This is a genomic window from Nostoc sp. (assembly GCF_036919675.1).
Classification (GTDB): Bacteria; Cyanobacteriota; Cyanobacteriia; order Cyanobacteriales; family Nostocaceae; genus Nostoc.
This window is the reverse complement of sequence record NZ_JBALCP010000061.1, coordinates 120,067-137,973: the sequence shown is the minus strand read 5'-3', so window position 1 is coordinate 137,973 and position 17,907 is coordinate 120,067. Positions and strand designations below refer to the sequence as shown.

Below are 17,907 nucleotides of genomic sequence, written 5' to 3'. Positions count from 1 at the left end.
ACTATTTTTTCTCGAAGATCGACAGAATATGACTTCATTTAAAAGTATTTGTATTTTAATTTAGTGTACCTCATAATAGACGCAGGTGCTGTAACTAATTTATCAGCCAACAGCAGGAATTTTACTGTTTTGTTGGCTGCTACTTATACGTCAACCAAAAAGTTTTTTATAAGTCAAGACAGAGGACATTTCAGGTAAATACAGAGAGGGAGCAAAACAACCTATTAGTTAGCATTTAAGGCGATACCACAAGCTCAGAAGCAAGCGATGTTTGGCGACAAGCCTTATAAGCGTCTAAGCTCTTAAAGCAATGGTGAATACTCCTGATTCACTATGGCTGAAACTCTTGTTTTTACGTTGGGTTTCAAAAGTTTGTGGACAACTTGTTTTTGCTTCTGGCTACCGCCATAAATGTTTGCACACCAGTTAACAAGGCCAAAAAAGCTATGACCACAAAATGGCTAACACCAGAACAAGCCATTGTCAAAGCCAATCTCACTGTTACATCTGAAACTTTAAAATCTTACATTTCAGAACCACAGGGAAAAATCACTGCTGAAGAACAATTCCAAGCTCTAGGATTGCTATTTGACAGGGAACGCCTGCGTGCAGGTAAAGCTAACTTTTTGCAACTTTTAGAACCAGTAAGTGATGAAAATAGCTACGCCGAAGATGAAATCGACTCTCATCAGTTAAACGACGATGACATACAAACATCTGCTACCAACACTGTAAATCAATTAGAACCATTTATTTTCGAGCAATGCAAAGTTCAAATCGTCATCACTTTACTACCTAGAGGACAAACAGGAGATAGACCTGTAATTATTGCTGCCAGTAGTCACGGTGATTTCCCTGTGGTTGCCATGCTCTATCAAGACGAACTGGGTGATTTCCCCCCTGCAATTGTTCAACTACTGGACGAACTGAAAGCCGATTTTCCTAATCGCCAAATTCGCCGGAATATAGCCCAGACTAAAGTTGTCAAAACCAATAAAGCACAGACTTCCCAGACTCTAACTCGCACTGAAACTGCTAGCTCAGATACTACTAAACCAGCCAGTAACACTACGCAAATCTCACTTTTTTAAATGCCATGACTACTACAAATAGTAACAAATTACTCGTCATCTACGAAGGTCAACAACACTGGATTCCAGAAGCGATCGCCATTAATGACCAATTCCTACGGGATGCCTTCACTCCTCTTTGCGCTGAACTGGCAAACGCAGACATTGAGCGGAAACCAGGAGAACCCATCCACATCATCAAGAAGCCCGGTAAAAAAGGTACTTCTTCTCTAGATTGCCTGATAGTGGCTCCTGAAGAAATCAACCCCGCAGTCCAAATGTGCTACCAAATGCGTCAACGTCAGGTCATCACTGGAATTGACTGGCAAAATGCAGCACAGCTATCAGCCCAGATTGAAGAGGCGATCGCATCTGGAACAGAATTTTCTGAGTCACTCAACCAAACCCTAAAATCCCTAACAGCCTGCACTCCTACATCTAGCGTTATCCTTTAGCTTTAAGGCTGCTAGATCATGAAACCAAAAACATCTGGCTAGACGAGTACGCGGACGATTATTACTACCAACCTGACAGCACATCTCTGCCTTGGTCAAAAGCATCAATTAACTTCCTGACCAGAAAATGGCAGCAAGCCAGCCGAATGCTGAACTGTGCAACCGACTTAATTGATTGGCTAGAAGCAGACTTGAAACCTCATGCTCAAATCCTACTACAAATATGGAAACAAGCATCGAAACCACATTAAACGACACTACATCCACAGCAATTCTATCCGGCGAGATTCTACGAGCAATTTTGGCAGACCCTCCCCGGAAATCTCCAGTTATTCAAGCAGAATTGCTCTTTTTGGATGGTATTTATATATTCCACCACCGAGACAAAGAAATTCCCGAAGCTCATATTTACAAATGTATCTCACCCGCAGCCTTGAGAACTGCCTTCAGCAATGAACCCATTGATACCGGTTGGATGGAACCGGGAATTGTGCGCTGGGGTACGGGCAGTACAGACACATATTTGGTAAAATTCATACCGCCAGCCAATTATACAATTAACTGCGATGAACTCGGTTCTTTAACTGTTCCGCTACCTGCAATGGTGTTTGTGGGTAAGGGATTAAAATATTGGGTTTGGGCAATTAAAGACAAGGAATTTACTCCTCAATCACTAGCCTTTCATGTACCACTACCCAATGTCTACAGTTCTGGACAAGTGTGTTGGGGGGTGAACGAACCACCTGCTGCTAATAGTCTATCAATTAACCATGCTTGGAATTTGTTTATTTCCAGTATTTTCACCAACCATTTAACAATAAGGAAATCACAAAAATACCGCAACGATGTTCGTCAGCAACTTCTAAAACTGCACAAAAGATGCAGACGTTCAACTTATCCTGTATCTGACCTTGTGCCTATCGGCAATCAGAAAAGTGTCGCTATGCTTGTACAGGAAATCCTCGATGAACCCATTGCTTGAAGGCATTATTGGTTACAAAATTGTTACAACTTCATCTCTGCCAACACACACCAGCAGTGGACTAGAGTACCTTTATGCCGGAAATGGTATCTTTGCTAGAGCCATTCGTCCTGGCATAGAGGTATTAATGCCTATTTGCTTGTGTTCCCAAACTATCAAAGGGCTACCTCATCTAACACCTTATCTCAAAGTCACTCCCTTAATTCCCAAACCGCTACTACTGGAAATGTGGCGGTCGAGTTATCAAGCTGGCAATCAATTTCATGAAATTCTCTTTCACCTCCACTGTACTGATGCAGGCTGGGATTTACAAGTCCCAGAGCAAATTCAAACTCCAACTAGCTGCCAGCTAACTCATTCTGGGAGTGACTCTTCCCACCAGAAAGCGGCTGTAGACATCCATTCCCACAGTTCCTTACCTGCCTTTTTCTCTACCACCGATAATGCTGACGAATCTGGCTTTCGCATCTATGGAGTACTAGGTAGAGTTAATACCCTGAAACCAGAGATTAAAATCCGGGTTGGACTGTTTCGCCACTGTTGGGATGTACCTGCTAGAGCAGTGTTTGACATCGACCAAGACTTTTTTATGGTTGATGTCTCACTTTTATCTGGCTCCAAGTTTTACAGTACCGATTTATCGCCTGTAAATGTGATGGAGAACCTATGGAGGTGAATTTCAATTTGGCAAATGCCTTTCCCCTCACCGATACCTGTATCAACTTAACCAACCGTACTAGCACGGTGATGCCTACTATGGAGCTAAATCTTGATTTGGCAAATGCTTCTCCTGTCGTGACTGTCAACTACTCGAAGATAGAACTGTGGCTAGTTGGGTGCGGTGGTACTGGTTCTTGGTTGGCTCCTTCTTTGGTTCGGTTAGGCAGAGTTCTTTCTCAGCAAGGTAAACAGGTGAAACTATACTTTGTTGACCCCGATCGCGTTGAGTCAGCTAACGTTTTCCGACAGTGCTTCTGTGATGCAGAAATTGGACTCAACAAAGCCAAAACTCTGGCGCTGCGCTACTCCCTGGCTTGGAAGATGGAAGTTACAGCGATCGCTCAACCTTTCCAACCCGAATGGATTGTCCCCAGTTACAATGCCCTAATTGTTGTCACTGCTTGCGTAGATAATGCCAAAGCCAGAGAGTCAATTACCCAAGTACTCCAGCACAACACTCATCGCAGAGCGCCTCACATTTGGCATTTGGATTGCGGTAACTCCAAACGCAGTGGTCAAGTACTGTTAGGTTCCCATCTGTCTACTAACCCCAATGACTATGATTTTGAGGCTTTGGGCTGCTTTCGCTTACCTGCGCCAACTATACAGCAACCCGATCTACTGGTTTCACAACCAGAAGAGTTGGCAGACAACAACTTGTCCTGTGAACAAATGGCTTTGCTCAATAGCCAGTCCTTGAGCATTAACCAGCGAGTTGCTGCTGAGGCTTTTGATTATTTGTTGCAATTGACGATGGGGAAACTACGACGATTTGCTACTTATTTCGACTTAGAGAGCGGTAGCGGAAAATCTCTGTATACAACGCAAGTCAGTATTATGCAGGCGATTCTCCTGGGTCACTCCTGTGCGACGCCGATAGCGTTCGCGTAGCGTCTCGTAGAGAAGCGGTAGTGAGTCATTGAGCGTCATAGCCCGTCGTAGACATCGCTCCCCTCTTAAGTTAACAACCAAGCACTGTACAGTTGCTTCTGTACAGTGACTTCAATTAAGCAAACCAGCCCGTAAAGCTAATACAGCTGCTTGGGTGCGATCGCTTGCACAAAGCTTGTTCAAAACCCCACGTACATATACTTTTACACTTCCCAGACTGAGATAGAGTTTCTGGGCAATCTCGTTATTGCTATAGCCTTGGACAATTAACTCCAAGACTTGCATTTCCCGATTTGTCAGTGGATCTGCTTCCAGAATGCTTGCTTGCTCTGGGTCAATTGCAGAGATCGTTACTGTCTGAGTAGTATTCGGTTTCGGTTTTACCACAGCCGCCGGAGATTGACGAGTATGCTTGAGAACGATACGAGCGATCGCAGGGTCAATCCAAGACTGACCTTCATGGGTGATATGCAGCGCTTCCAGCAACAACTCGAACTTAATTGTCTTCACACAATAAGAGTCTGCCCCAGCTGCAAACGCTGCTAGTACCATTTGCTCTTTAGCAAAGGAAGTGAGCATCATTACTTTTGTCTGTGCTGCTGTTTCCGACACTAGAGATTCCCGAAACTGCTGCACCAGCCATATTCCGTCTCTATCCGGCAAGCCAATATCAACGATCGCTATGTCTGGTTTTGTACTTTGGAGCAGTTTCAAGCCATTATCTGCTGTAGCTTCATCACCTACGACTTGAATACCTTCTTGCTCGTTGAGAGAACTACGCATCCCAATCCGCGTTAAGCTATGGTCTTCAATAATTGCTACTCGAATATCTACCATCATTTACCTCAGCAGCTTGGTAACTATACTTTTTTAACTGTCGAATATGGTTTCAAGGAAAGGATTACTCCATTGGACGAAAAATTTTAGCTATTCAGCCAAAATGTGGCTATTGAGATGGAAAGCGGCATTTCAATGTTATTAAACCTCATCCAGGTTGAAACCAGTAGTTTTTACAGTATTGGCTGAAAAGTTTATATATCAAAGGCTACATATCTCAACTGGCTGTTGAAAAAGCTTCAATGTCCATTTTGAACATCGTTTAATCTGAAAATTCTCTGAAAAAATCTTCCTAAAGTATAAAAAAATATAAAAGCACTGAAGTTAAACTGAAACCACTACAGTTTATTCTGACTTGTGTCCACATCACACTTAGAGGAGGATGTAACTTATTTCTAAGCGAGAACCCTTGCTCTTACACATAACATAGCCAGATTAACAATTCATAATTACGAATTAGTAATTACGTTATGAATTGGGAATTTAGACCTCAATCATAAGATTGTGACTTGTAGAAATGGGAGACTATAACCAGTTTCTTAATTACAAATTACGTAGCTTGCTTCTCGCCGGAGGCGAGTATTACGAATTAGTAATTATGTTGATCAATGCCTTGAATTTTAGAAAAATCTGATGAATTTTCATCGCCGCGTAGTGGTTAGCATGGCGCTTGAAAATACACTTTTGACAACGAAATTTAGCTTTATTACTCTTTTTCTGTACTCAAAAGGAATTAAGTTTATCAAAGGCGTTTTATGAACACTTTCTCTTGGAATACAACTTCAGAACAAAGAAACCAAAGAATTCTGCTGGTGGATGACTCAGCTGACAGCCTCCGCTTGCTGCAAGTCACTTTGAAGCTGAAGGGATACAACGTGACCATAGCTGACAGTGGTGCTGAAGCATTGGTACAAATTGCCGAATCTCCTCCCGATTTAGTACTCCTTGATGTGGTGATGCCGGATATGGATGGCTACGAAGTTACCCGGCAAATTAAGCACAATTCAAACTTACCTTTTATCCCAATTTTGCTGGTGACAGGTTCTGAAAAATCAAGTGTCGTCAAAGGTTTAGATGCAGGTGCAGATGAATTTATTCGCAAGCCAGTAGATAAGAAGGAATTACTGGCCAGGGTGCGGGCTTTGTTGAGACTGAAACACAGTATGGACGAACAACTGTTCCTCATTCAGCGACGGGAAGATTTTGTGACTCGCCTTACTCACGACCTGCGAACTCCGTTGATAGCTGCTGACCAATTCCTGAAGTTGCTGCAAAGAGGTGTTTTTGGCAATACCTTATCAGCAATGCGTGAATCTTTAGAACAAATGGCTCAGAGTAACCAAACTTTGTTGTCAATGGTCGATACCTTATTAGAAGTTTACCAGTATGAAGCTGGAGGCAAAACTTTGGATTTCTTTGTAGTTGACCTGTGGGAATTATGTCAGCAAGTAGTGCAAGAACTAATACCTTTGGCTGATGTTAAACATTTAACTCTCAAAGCTGTCTTGATAAAGGGTACTGAAGCTTCTTTTGTTAGGGTTAGAGGCGATCGCCTGGAACTACGCCGACTTCTCACTAACTTAGTTGGTAACGCCATTCGCTTCAGTGATGCTGGGTCAGTAGAAGTTCGCCTCAATTCCACTGTTCAAGGGGTAACGATTGAAGTAGAGGATACAGGTATTGGCATGAATCCAGAAGAACAGTTACTTTTATTTGATCGCTTTCGACAGGGCAAGCATCAACGCCGGGGGAACGGTTTAGGATTATATTTGTCCCGTCAAATTGTTGAAGCCCATCAGGGGAACATCTCTGTTTCATCGACTGTTGGGAAAGGCAGTATCTTCACAGTTTATTTACCTGTGCAAACAGCTTATTCAAAAATGTTATCAGCATAAAAAGTTTGGAATAATCGAGCTTAAGGATTTGCCGGACTTAAATAAAAATTAAGCCCAAATAAAGCCTAAACTGGCTTTATAAGCAGCAAACACGTCACGGTTAAGGGCGAAAAATCGATAATACATAGCTGTTCTAAAAGCCTCTAAAGCTTCAGTAGAAGTGTTCAATGGTTTGTTTTTGCCCGCCTGCGTCTTAAGCCGCCTGTCATCTGATGCCAAAGAATAAAATCTCTATTTTTTTAGTTAAGATACATACTTTTTTAGGCTTATCTAAATTTAATTGATTTTCCGTAAAAGCCTCTTTGGATAAAGTTTTTGCTAGTTAATATAGCCTAATTGTTTGTTTAATATTATCTTCAGTACTAATAGTCACTTTTCGATTTTTCGCTAATCCTCCTAAATACTTTAATTCTCGCTTCTCTAACTATAATAAAACAGATGTATTGTTGCCATATCCTGCATCTACAATTACTATACCTGGTTGATATTTCCTCTTGAGCGTTATTTTTTCAATGTCCCATGAATCCTTTGATATGGTAAAAGTACCTCACCCTTTGTTTGAACGTTTGCGGGACATTGCTGTTTATGCTGCTTAATTGGATAAAGTCGAGCTAAGGGCTTGCACATTCGAGAGGTGCGTGTAAAAATAGGCCCTTACAGAAAGTTATTGCCTGGATATTACTCAAATACCTTCACTAGCACTAGCCAGTTGCTAACTGAGAAACCATAGTCGCTGTAGCCTTAAGAGCATCTAGTCAGCTCTATTAAAGGATGGTTTCGGGGAAAAATGTAAACTTTCATATCCCATTGAGTAGTTGGATCACTACTAATAATTAATAGTAATGGTTCAGGACATTGATAAGAATATGAATCTCCAATCTTCTGCATTTGGTTAATATCTATTTGGCTAGGATTCGGGTAGAAAAACGGATGGAAGTGCCATTCGCCCACATAATATTGCTTTTCTCTATTCCATAAGTGATTGAGCCATCGTTGGAGGCCATTTGTTCCTCTATGAAACCAATTGTGACCGCTATGAGAATCTGACGGAGCATCAGAGACGGCTGTGATCACTGCACAGTTGTGCGATTCGGTGTAGAAACCTACAAGAATTCCTCCTGTTTCTTGCACACCTGCACGAGCACACATTTTTAATAATTGAGATACTTTTCTCCTATGTATTTTTAGCCCAAATCTTTTGTCTTCCGACCAGAACTCTAAATCATTCAACTCGTATTTAGCAGTCAACTTGATGAACCCCCACAAAAGTGTCATTTGCATATAGTTGCTCAAAAACAGCTAAATTTGGTTTTTCTGGGGGCAAAACTGAAGATGATTCAATGTATTTCACTGCTATCGATGCCATCATCCACACATCATCAATCCGAGCAGGAAACACAGGATACCAGCATCCTATACCTTCTCTTGGCAATTGCTGTCCTTCATATTCTTTAAGTTCTTTTTGTAGCCACGGATTAAGCATTGCTCTAAAAGTAGCCTTAGGAAAACTATCACTATAAGCTGAAAATAAGAACAAGCGTTTGCCACCTATCCCTAATGAAATAGAAATAAATAGTTTACGACTCCCCCATAAAAAATGCTCTAAGTGGTAAAGCACTGCATCACTTCCTGTACAGTCAAGAATTATCTCAGACTGTTGAATGTCAACTTTGTCAGTTTCTTCAAGTTGAGGAAAGTTGCGGTCAATACCTACCACAGTTGCGTAGGGAGAAGTACTGTTAAGACGAGCAGCAATGCTAGTAGCTTTTTCTACTTTTAGGTAATGCAAGCTTAGGGTATGTCGTGTCAAATTCCCTATTTCCAATGTATCTGAGTCTAAGATAGTTATCTTTTGTGCATTCCCTCGACTCAACATTTCAGCAACTGCTGAACCAATGGCTCCTGCACCTAATAAAAGTATTTTCTTAGAAGCTAAAGGTTCGGGAAGCTTACCACGAGTTGCAATATGACTAATATGCCAGTTCTCTGAGTTAACCCAAACTAAATTTACATCTCCACGTAAAATTTCAGTTCTGTCTCGCTGCCAATATCCTTCTTCGTTTGTTCTGAAACCTTTAGCATTTTTTATACCTTCGGATAGAATAGGTAACTGTAGTGCTTGCCAATGTGTCTGGTATAAAAGTCCATCTATCTCAGCAGGAATCGGAAAACCAATAAGAGCAATATGGCTTTTCCCGTCACGTATGAACTTTGCAGCTATTTTTAACTGTTCATTAATGTTAATTTCCTGTTCTCGACAGACTTCTCGTAATTCTTTCCATATCAATGGAACCTGCCAGGGCTTAAAGACAGGGATTTTTTTTAAGCGTATCCATATTCCTAACACTGATTCGTTTTTCAATTCGTTCATCTCTTTCCCCCACATGAGCCTAAGTAACTCTTTGCCACGAATTGATTGAAACGATTTCACAAAAAATACATCTGGTTTTTTACGCAGCTGTACTAGGTGAACCAGTCCGACCGGATCAGGAATTTTCTGCCATTGAGTAAAAGACTCTGCACTTTCAGAGAAAGCAATTGTTAAAAAGTTTCTTAGAGGAAAATAAGGAAGCTCAAGGGGTTCGCCCGGAGAAACAAGTTTATCCTCCGAGGCAGCCACCAACCATTCAATAGCACGCCTAAAGTGCCATTCCAGTCTCCAGTAATAATCGTAGGGTTCACTATGGTAGCCTTGACGACCTAAAGCGTGAACACTGGTATCTAGGCAAAGTTTACCCTTACGCCAGGGGACTTTACTATCACCACAACTATTAAAATTTTGGTGAGGAAAAGTATGGATAAGGCCATTTTCTTTTGCTGGATAAAACCCAATATCCCCCCAAGGGTACTCTGGACTAACGAGGACATACCAGTCTGTCGATTGTGGAATAAAAGGACTTGGTTGCGAATGAATATGTATGCGGCAGTGCAATGTCCATTTTGCTACTTGTTCGCTCCATGTCCAGTCATGCAAAAGTTTAACACATGATATACCGTCAAGAGTTCTACGAGCAGCAAGAAGCTCTGTGGAAGGTATTCTCTTATCACTCACTATGCGAATCTACCTCCTTCTAGTTGAGTGACATCCTGCCGAGGGGTAAAACCACCTCCTTTAGGATCGTTACCACCCTTGCCGCCATTACCATTATTAGGAGGGGCATCTGGAAATTTGTTACCAAAGAGTTTCTGCCAATATTCAACGCTTGTGGGAATGTCTGTTGCATTATATGCAAGACGAGCAATCTTTGCCGCTTCGCATACTTGACGGTGAAACTCTGCAAAATCGTCACCAGATACACGTTTAAACACATTGTGTGATGGCACGCCATGATCTGGCAGACTGGGAGTAATTTTCAAAGAAGCGTTAATTTTGTATTGCTCGGCAATGGCTTCTAGTGTTTTGGTTACTCCTTCAGCCACTGAGGTAATTCCGTCAGGGCAACACTGTCCTATCAAGTGCTCAACAGGGTATCCTTTGGGATACTTAGGAGTTGGATGGTTTATCCTTCGCCACCACTTCAAGGATTTGACAACATTAATGTAATATTTATTACAGTTACGATTTTTTTCCCATGTCCACTTAATTTGCTCTAGGGGATGAGTATCTTGCCATTGTTCAGTATCACGATCAGGAATACGAAGGGGTGAAAGTTTCCACTCGGCTTGTATGCGTGCGGCATCCAGATAATACTTCTTGTCGGAAAATGAAATGGTAGACCTCCTTCCTACAGAAACCCAAGAAGGCACTAAGCGCCAGTCTTCATCTGCTTCAGGCGTTTCAGGAGTATCGTCAGAAATGATACTATCAGCGTTGAAGATTCCTACTTCGCTTTCAGAAGGTGCTGATGTAATGACTAAATCCAAATCGACATACGATAACTCAATAGCAAAGGAACGCCCTTGTGGTTTATACTTGCCTTTGTAATGCTTTTCTAGAAATGGAATAAATAATTCAAGTGCATCCTTAGGCGTATATTCGTTTTCACTAAGTTTAGTTACAACAATAACATCAACATCTGCCCGTTTTTCACCCTGGGGACGAATTGCAGTAGCACGACGGTAGCTGCCTTGTAGAAATGTATTGACAATTATCAGAGATAATTCCTCATCTGCCTTAAGTCGGTCTCGTAAAGTGCGATGACCAGTTTTATAGTCATTAACATGGTATTCTTGAGAACGGATCTTAGCTAGAAAATCATTAAAATAACTAGGCAATTCCATCATATTTACGGTGTAAAAAATTTTAATTTCGATTATTGATGCTCAGGCACCACAGGAGGCGGAAACATCAAAGATGGCTGATACGCACCAGGTGTGCTGCTATCAAAGTCATATTCATAGAAGATGCATAAGCCAAAGCTGCTAGCTAATTGACCGATGAAAAAGACTAAGGCATTTGGCGCAGCGACAAAAATATGTAGTATCCTTTGGCGTTCAGGAATTGTGCGATCGTTTCTAAGATGATCGCACAATTGATCAGCCAGCAGTTTAGCGTGATTTGCATCTACTATGGCTTGTGAGCTAGCCCCTTTAGGAAGCGTATAAGAAAAAATGCGGTGAACTGACAGATGTTCTTGTGCAATATATTCTTGAACGTCTGAAGTAACTGAGTGAGTTACAGAGAGAGCAAGAGCTACATCTGTGCCTTCTTCCGATATCAATTCTTGAATAAAAGTCCAAGTAGAGTACTGATCAAGATTAGACTGCGGAGATAGTCGCCAAATTTCTCGTCCAGTTCCGGTAGACTGGACGAGTGCGACATTAATCCCAGACTTTGAGTTAAGGCAATATCCAGTAGCAAAAGCAATTGATGCATGGGTGTGAAGATGCAAATGACAGCTAGAACCATAACGCAAGTTACTGGCGAGAAAACTATCTATTGCTGGGTATATTTGCTGTTGCCAGAGTTCAGGAGCCTGAATGCTACGACCATTAAAGTATCGAAGCAAATCTAGCATGGCATTAGTTTCATCTTCTAAGTTTTCAGCCCACCGAAGAAAACTGCGAATACCAACACGATAAGCATCAGGTTCAGGAATAGAATGCCCCATCCAAAGATTCTCCCTTTTGCAAATTACTTCGATTTCCTCTCGCGTAAATTCGGTTTTTCTTAACTGCACTAGTTTATGTACTAAATCATCGTATTGATTACACAAGCGCCCGTCTTCAACCGGAACAAGTCCTGCTCTGTATAATTTATCGTTAAGCAACCCACCAATTTCTTGAAGGGTTCGTCCTTGACGAATCCTCAAAGAACGCAGAATCGTGCAAAGCTCTTCGTCTGTTTCAATTCCTAAATGTTCACGCCAGGCAGCTCGTAGCCTACCCATTTTGGATTTTGGACTACCCTCAGCCAAGCGATACCAGTCAAGTCTGCCATCAGTTTGGGAGTGTACTTTTGCCAGAAGATCATCAGGATGAACCTGCCAAGGTGAATAAAGTATGAAGTGTGCTTCAGTTCCTTTAGGAGCATATTCTGCCTGAGCATTTTTTAGGCGCTGAAGTATAGACACTGATGTCGCATTAATAAAACTTGGGTCCATCATGCCTTCCCAAGTAAAAGCTCCCGCCGAAGTGACGTGAAATTTCACTTGGTAGTATTCAGCATTGAGAGGATTCCCCTCGTCATCTTCCATATCTTGGTAATAGACCACAACATCATCAAATGATTTAATATTGTTAGCTTCATAACCAACACGCACAACTTTTGGACACTCACTAAAAAGACGACAAACTTGAAACCAAAACCATCGTGCTTGATAATCATCTCCTTGAATACGAGCAGCGATTGCTCCTCTAGCCATAGTTAATTTTCTCTATCTAAATTGGCAATAGTCTGTAGCGGATATTGTCTATCTCAAAATATTAGCATCCAAACGAATAAATGTAATTTTCGCTATATGCAATCTCTGTAGAGTTGACTCTGTTGAACTGTATACTGTATGTATTTTTATTTTATTAAAGGTAACATAATGTATTCTAAATTAAAAAATATGTGATACGTTAAATTTTTATAAAATTTATGTTGATTCGATATATGGTGTTTGTAGGTAATGCTAATAAAACAACAGAAAGGAGATTAATTGGGCGAGGGTAACTACCATGACTGTTATCAATGGATTCACCAGACAAGAGACAATCGCCCTGGCTGGAACTACATCTAACCGTTTACAGTATCTTGAAAGAACAGGGCTTATTGTGCCTCAACGTTACGGCAATACCAAAAAACCAACAGTGATTTACACCTGGGAACAGGTGTTAGAAATCCGTGCGATCAAAAATCTTAGGCAAGAAATCTCACTGCAAATAGTGAGAAAAATAATCGAGTTCTTAGATGATAAAGGTTTTAATGATCAGTTAAGAGACAAAAAGTTAGTTGTTCTTAATGATGAAGTCTATTGAGTAATGCCAGATTGGTCTGATTTTCCTAAAGTCATTAAAGTGGCAGACAAACGCAATCAAGGTATTGGACAATATATTCTGATCACTATCCCGTCTCTGTTTGAAATAGTTAATGAGGTTTGGCAGGCAGCAGAAAGGTCTGAGGTGATAGACATTGACAGTTTCAAGCAACGTGCAAAAGTAAAACCAGTGCTCACCGCTTAATGTCAGATTTTCGTTAGATAAACTGATTACCGATATTGCTGTCGTCAGTTATCTTGATCCTTAGGCGTAAAAAAATATGAAGCCTCACTTTCTATAACGCACATCGACTTCACGCTTACGACCACCAGGTTTGGGGATGGTATTAACCCACTAATCAGTTCAAATTGCTCCCAGGTTAGGTTACTAAGGTAAACTTTACTCATAGCTCTCAATGGTGCTGTATCTACGTATTTACAGCTTATGCCCTGAGAGCTTCTTTTACTGCCTAACCGACTTTTCAAACATCCTCTTAAGGGAAGTTTTACCAAGATTGATCTGGTTCAGGTGGACGCCAACCACGAGTAGTTGAACTTTCATCACCTAGTCGATCAATTGCTCCAGGATCGCTATTGAGAAATTCATCTAAATCTTCATATCCACTTGGATAATAATAACCTGATGTAGGTTTGATAGGATTTTCCTTAATTATTATGCTTTCACCAGGTTTGAGATGAGCATATTCGGGGTAATGCTCATCTTGAGATATATCATCAGAAGGAACGATCAACTCATCTCCTGGTGAATCTGGGTCATCGTCATAAAGCGTTACTAATAAACCATCTTCTAGTCGTTGAATTCTTTTATTCATAAAATCTAGTGGTAGCTTAAAAATGGTGTATGTAACTTGAGCAATACAGTAGACAAAGGATAATACGATTAAAAGTGCTGTTCAGGTATTTAACTTTCTCGGAAGCCTGCTAGAGAGTCGGTCAAGTATTCGTGCTTGACGAAATACAGTTTTTGTAGGAAGTCAATTTTTTAGGGAATTGGACAAAATACAAGCAAGTCAATTGGGTGACTGAAATAGCGCTCGCTTTGAATTCAGATTGTGTCTATATTGTCAACTATTATTTATTGAGGGCTATCTAGCAGAGCTAATACCGTATAAAATAACGTCTGCCATGAAATCAGTAAATTATCCACTTGGATGATTTTATCGAGTGTAATTTCGTGCCAAGGTGAATATTGCAATCTCATGCTTGCTAGATAAGCTATCTAATAGATTATTAGTAATGGATTTAACCACTAGAGTCTTAGAAGGTTCTGGTTTGAGTATACCTATCTTTGATGGGTCGTATAACAATGGTAAGGGTAAATATTTATCTGAACCAGAAATCATTAAAAATTCTCTGCTTGAACAGATGTTTGAAGCAGAAGATTTACAATCTCTACTACTGGTTAAAATTGACAGTAAAAATCCAGATGCCAACCATTTAAGACAAAGAACCTTTCAGGATGGAATCCGACGCAAGTTAGCTTTCAGTTCTGGCAATAGTTATTACTTTGCTGATGGTTCACTGCATAAAAAAATTAGACGCTTATTCGCTACAGAACCGGATACTGCCTGTCGCTATGGTTCTTTACTAGTTAGCAATTGCTACAAAGGCTCAGAAACTTTTACAGGGCTGCGAGTTAAAATTGTGGACTTTGAAGATCCACAGTATGCTCATTATAAAACAGGAGACTGTCACGGCAAGATTTCGCCCCAACTTGCCAAACAATTGGGAGGAGAAGGCAATTGTCCATTTCAATTTCGGTTTGCCTGGAGGAGTAATTGGGCTGAACCAGATAATTTCCAGTGCCCAAAAACCAGCTTCTTATCCAAAGGTACTTTCCTGCCCGATGCCAATTTGACTGATGCCAAAGGATACGACATTATTATGGAGCGTTCCTCAATTAAAGGCATTAAAAAGTCAGAACTCAAAAACTTAATTCCCTGTGGTGACTATGAGTTTCCTCAAGCGGTAATCGGTAATCGAGGTAACGCCAAAGCCACCAGCTATGATAATAGTTGGCAGTTTACCATTTGGTACTCAGAAGAAGCAGTCAAACAAGATTTGAGCAAACCCACCGAAGAAAAAGCTAGAGAACTTGCCGAGTTGCAGCGCAATCCCTTGGTGTTGGCAAAATACATCATCCAACAATATGACAAACAACAGCGATCGCCTACGGCGGGCGTTCCGCCATCGCAGCAAGAGCAGTCAGAAGAAGCTTTTAACGAAATTGAGGGTAATGCTAACAATCAAGCACAGGAATCTCGCTGGATTTCCCTACTCCGCAGCGATAAATATGGTCAATTGATTGAAACCCCCAAATTTCGCAAGTTTGCTACCGATTACATAGCAAATCAATGGCGTGACCTAGCTATTAAGGGAGGATACAACCATAATTCGGGTATGGCAATGCCATGCGATCGCCTAACTCGTGGCACAATCTGTGTACCCCATCTACCGGAAGGAGATGTCATTCTCACCCGTTACCCCATTGTCAACTCAGACAACATCCGCCTCTACAGTAACATTCACGATCCAGAATTGAAGAAAACTCGCAACGTAGTTTGGATTCACCCCAAAGATGCCGAGGAATACCATCAAGCCGATTTTGACGGCGACCAATTAATGGTCAGCCCTGCTAGTAAACTGCCTAATATTGCTCAAGAAACTCTTCGCGCAGGTGAACCGGGACGATTTGAGCCAGTTAAACAACGCCCTAAGCTGGCGTATACGGAAATTACAGACGAAGAAGGCAACTTAAAATACAACAATTTAGCAGAGATTGCTGCTGCCAGCAGTCAAAATAAAGTAGGGCTGGTAGCAACAAACATTGGGCGTGTACAGTCATCGATGGCCAAAGACGGGGAGAATGTAGAGCGATTTGAAAAACGACAAAGGAAGCTACTAAACCGTCTATTTCAGGCACTTCAGGTTGAGGTAGATTCGCCCAAAAGTGCAGAAAGATTGGAAGATATCAAAGAAATAGGTGGGGAAAATTTGCTCGCCGATGCCAAAAAATGGTCAGAGTCTCACCCCAGTTACTTTTTTGACTTTAAGAAAGATGAACGGCTTTATCGCTCCTTTGCCATGCCTGCGGATGCTCCCGGCTCAATCAACGTCATTGCAAGAGTTGTTGTCAATCCTGTATGGGAACCAACACGCATTCGCAGCAGAGATAGACACGAGTTTCGCTACCTGTTTCCCAAAGAGACGCTATCTGTAGATGCCTTGGAATGGGCAGAAGAACTGAAAACAAGGTTTCAGCAAGCCAGAGACGAAATTAAGGAACGGGTGGGAGATGACAGGGAAGCCTTTAATGAGGAACTAGGAAAGCTCTACGAAAGCTATCGGGCGGAAATTGATGAATTATTCACCAGTCCAGAAGAGAGGTTTGTAAGTCCTGCGGACAGGCTCAGTCAATGCGTAGCGTCTCGCAGAGAAGGGGCGGCGGCATTGTGGCACACACAACACACCCGTCCAGAATTAGATCGGCATCGCAAAGACTGTTTAAAGCTGGCAGAACAAATGGAAATTACGTTTTCGTTTGAGCATGATTATGAACTGCCAAGCGTTGCATTACCACAGGATATTTATGTTTTGAGTGTTCCTTTCGGTGCAGGTGCTATTAAATGGAAAGAATCTTTAGAACAAAAGGGAATTAAATTTGATGCCACTATTCATCCTCAATTACCTCTGATTGAATTTGCTTTGAAAGACTTATCCCCCAAAATAGTTGATAAATTAGCTGCTAAATTTGGTGAAAACATTAACGATTTAGATGAACTTAATATTCCCAAGGATTTAAGAATTATCGCTCCAGCAGATCATAGTTGGGCAACATCACGTCAGGATTCAGGTGTTGGTGCTTTGGCATATAACCTGTTTACAGAGGAGGTATGTCAGCAGCTTCAGGATTTTCAGTTTGATGAAATTAAAGTGTTGGGTATCAAATACAATCACTTCGCCAATGAAAACTTTGCTAGTAAGGAATGGAAAAAGCGCAGCGTTACTCTGAAAGTGGGAGTTTTTGAGTTACCCGAATCACATCCAGAGCATTATCGTTACAACGGTACACCGATATTACAGATTGATGGCAATAATTTAGGCACTTTTGCTCCTGACAGTCCGAAACTACCGATTGGTGCTACATTTGCAGCTACTTTGCAACCAGATGGCTCTAGTATTATCCTCAAGGTTAATCCTGAGTCAATCAATCTGCCAGAAGTTTCATTACCGGAATCAGAACCAAAGTTAGATACTGCTGGGCAATTCCGAGCTATTCACCGTGAACTCTGGCGTAAAGAAATGTTTGATAATTTGGTAGGAGCGATCGCTACCACCTACGAACAGCGACAAGCCAATCAATCTGCAAGTAATGAAATTGAGCAGTTCAAAATTGGTAGTCATTGGACTGCTTATGTGCAACCTAGTGGTGATTTTATTGTGCGAAATGAAGGTAAGCGGACGATTTGTCGAGGCAATTTACAGACGGGTGAGGAAATATTTTCACTTTCAGAAGCAGCCGCAAATGAGTTAGAAGATATGATTTTAAAGAGGGAGCGATTATTTCATAGAAAACATGAGTTATCAAACAATGGGCATCATGTTAGCAGTCAGGATATAGAGTTGAACTGAAGT

General features: G+C 41.3%; 15 protein-coding genes and 1 pseudogene. 9 read left to right on the top strand and 7 right to left on the bottom strand.

Annotated features, from left to right (window positions below):
• Positions 1 to 446 precede the first annotated feature (446 nt).
• The 5 genes from V7K49_RS13090 (at position 447) to V7K49_RS13070 (ending at position 4,118) form a co-directional block, all read left to right on the top strand.
• Positions 447 to 1,091 carry a hypothetical protein gene (locus tag V7K49_RS13090; RefSeq protein ID WP_335205895.1) on the top strand — a complete coding sequence of 215 codons (645 nt, stop codon included), beginning with the start codon at positions 447 to 449 and terminating at the stop codon, positions 1,089 to 1,091.
• Positions 1,092 to 1,096: 5 nt separating this feature from the next.
• On the top strand, positions 1,097 to 1,525 hold the full coding sequence (locus tag V7K49_RS13085) for a hypothetical protein (RefSeq protein ID WP_335205894.1): 429 nt from the start codon (positions 1,097 to 1,099) through the stop codon (positions 1,523 to 1,525).
• A gap of 223 nt (positions 1,526 to 1,748) precedes the next feature.
• Positions 1,749 to 2,507: a hypothetical protein gene (locus V7K49_RS13080; RefSeq protein WP_335205893.1), complete on the top strand. Its 759-nt coding sequence runs from the start codon at positions 1,749 to 1,751 to the stop codon at positions 2,505 to 2,507.
• Positions 2,491 to 3,183: a hypothetical protein gene (locus V7K49_RS13075; protein WP_335205892.1), complete on the top strand. Its 693-nt coding sequence runs from the start codon at positions 2,491 to 2,493 to the stop codon at positions 3,181 to 3,183. The genes V7K49_RS13080 and V7K49_RS13075 overlap by 17 nt, the downstream gene beginning before the upstream one ends.
• The gene (locus V7K49_RS13070) at positions 3,174 to 4,118 is read left to right on the top strand and encodes a ThiF family adenylyltransferase (RefSeq protein ID WP_335205891.1); all 945 of its coding nucleotides are present in this window, start codon (positions 3,174 to 3,176) and stop codon (positions 4,116 to 4,118) included. The genes V7K49_RS13075 and V7K49_RS13070 overlap by 10 nt, the downstream gene beginning before the upstream one ends.
• A gap of 111 nt (positions 4,119 to 4,229) precedes the next feature.
• Here V7K49_RS13070 and V7K49_RS13065 read toward each other — a convergent pair whose 3' ends face one another.
• Positions 4,230 to 4,955 carry a response regulator transcription factor gene (locus V7K49_RS13065; protein WP_335205900.1) on the bottom strand — a complete coding sequence of 242 codons (726 nt, stop codon included), beginning with the start codon at positions 4,953 to 4,955 and terminating at the stop codon, positions 4,230 to 4,232.
• A gap of 755 nt (positions 4,956 to 5,710) precedes the next feature.
• Between V7K49_RS13065 and V7K49_RS13060 the strand changes: the two genes are divergently transcribed.
• Complete coding sequence (locus tag V7K49_RS13060) at positions 5,711 to 6,850, top strand: hybrid sensor histidine kinase/response regulator (RefSeq protein ID WP_335205889.1); 1,140 nt, start codon at positions 5,711 to 5,713, stop codon at positions 6,848 to 6,850.
• Between the two features lie 48 nt (positions 6,851 to 6,898).
• Here V7K49_RS13060 and V7K49_RS13055 read toward each other — a convergent pair.
• The 5 genes and pseudogenes from V7K49_RS13055 to V7K49_RS13035 all read right to left on the bottom strand — a co-directional run.
• Positions 6,899 to 7,352, bottom strand: a pseudogene (locus V7K49_RS13055) (IS701 family transposase); the annotation flags it as partial.
• A gap of 239 nt (positions 7,353 to 7,591) precedes the next feature.
• Entirely contained in the window at positions 7,592 to 8,125 is a 534-nt protein-coding gene (locus tag V7K49_RS13050) for a Mov34/MPN/PAD-1 family protein (RefSeq protein ID WP_335205888.1), read from the bottom strand.
• Positions 8,088 to 9,902: a ThiF family adenylyltransferase gene (locus V7K49_RS13045; protein ID WP_335205887.1), complete on the bottom strand. Its 1,815-nt coding sequence runs from the start codon at positions 9,900 to 9,902 to the stop codon at positions 8,088 to 8,090. The genes V7K49_RS13050 and V7K49_RS13045 overlap by 38 nt, the downstream gene beginning before the upstream one ends.
• Entirely contained in the window at positions 9,902 to 11,074 is a 1,173-nt protein-coding gene (locus V7K49_RS13040) for an SMODS domain-containing nucleotidyltransferase (protein WP_335205886.1), read from the bottom strand. The genes V7K49_RS13045 and V7K49_RS13040 overlap by 1 nt, the downstream gene beginning before the upstream one ends.
• Positions 11,075 to 11,103: 29 nt before the next feature.
• A complete protein-coding gene (locus tag V7K49_RS13035) occupies positions 11,104 to 12,654 on the bottom strand; it encodes an SAVED domain-containing protein (RefSeq protein WP_335205885.1) in 1,551 nt (516 codons plus the stop codon).
• A 298-nt stretch (positions 12,655 to 12,952) separates the two neighbouring features.
• Here V7K49_RS13035 and V7K49_RS13030 point away from each other — a divergent pair, with 298 nt between their 5' ends.
• Together V7K49_RS13030 and V7K49_RS13025 are read left to right on the top strand one after the other, a co-directional pair.
• Entirely contained in the window at positions 12,953 to 13,252 is a 300-nt protein-coding gene (locus V7K49_RS13030; protein ID WP_335205884.1) for a MerR family transcriptional regulator, read from the top strand.
• A gap of 3 nt (positions 13,253 to 13,255) precedes the next feature.
• Positions 13,256 to 13,456: a hypothetical protein gene (locus tag V7K49_RS13025; protein ID WP_335205883.1), complete on the top strand. Its 201-nt coding sequence runs from the start codon at positions 13,256 to 13,258 to the stop codon at positions 13,454 to 13,456.
• 301 nt (positions 13,457 to 13,757) lie between these two features.
• On the opposite strand, the gene V7K49_RS13020 is transcribed toward V7K49_RS13025, so the two are convergent.
• Entirely contained in the window at positions 13,758 to 14,084 is a 327-nt protein-coding gene (locus V7K49_RS13020; protein WP_335205881.1) for a hypothetical protein, read from the bottom strand.
• A gap of 424 nt (positions 14,085 to 14,508) precedes the next feature.
• Here V7K49_RS13020 and V7K49_RS13015 point away from each other — a divergent pair, with 424 nt between their 5' ends.
• Positions 14,509 to 17,904, top strand: a complete 3,396-nt coding sequence (locus V7K49_RS13015; protein WP_335205879.1) for a hypothetical protein — start codon at positions 14,509 to 14,511, stop codon at positions 17,902 to 17,904.
• Positions 17,905 to 17,907: the final 3 nt, after the last annotated feature.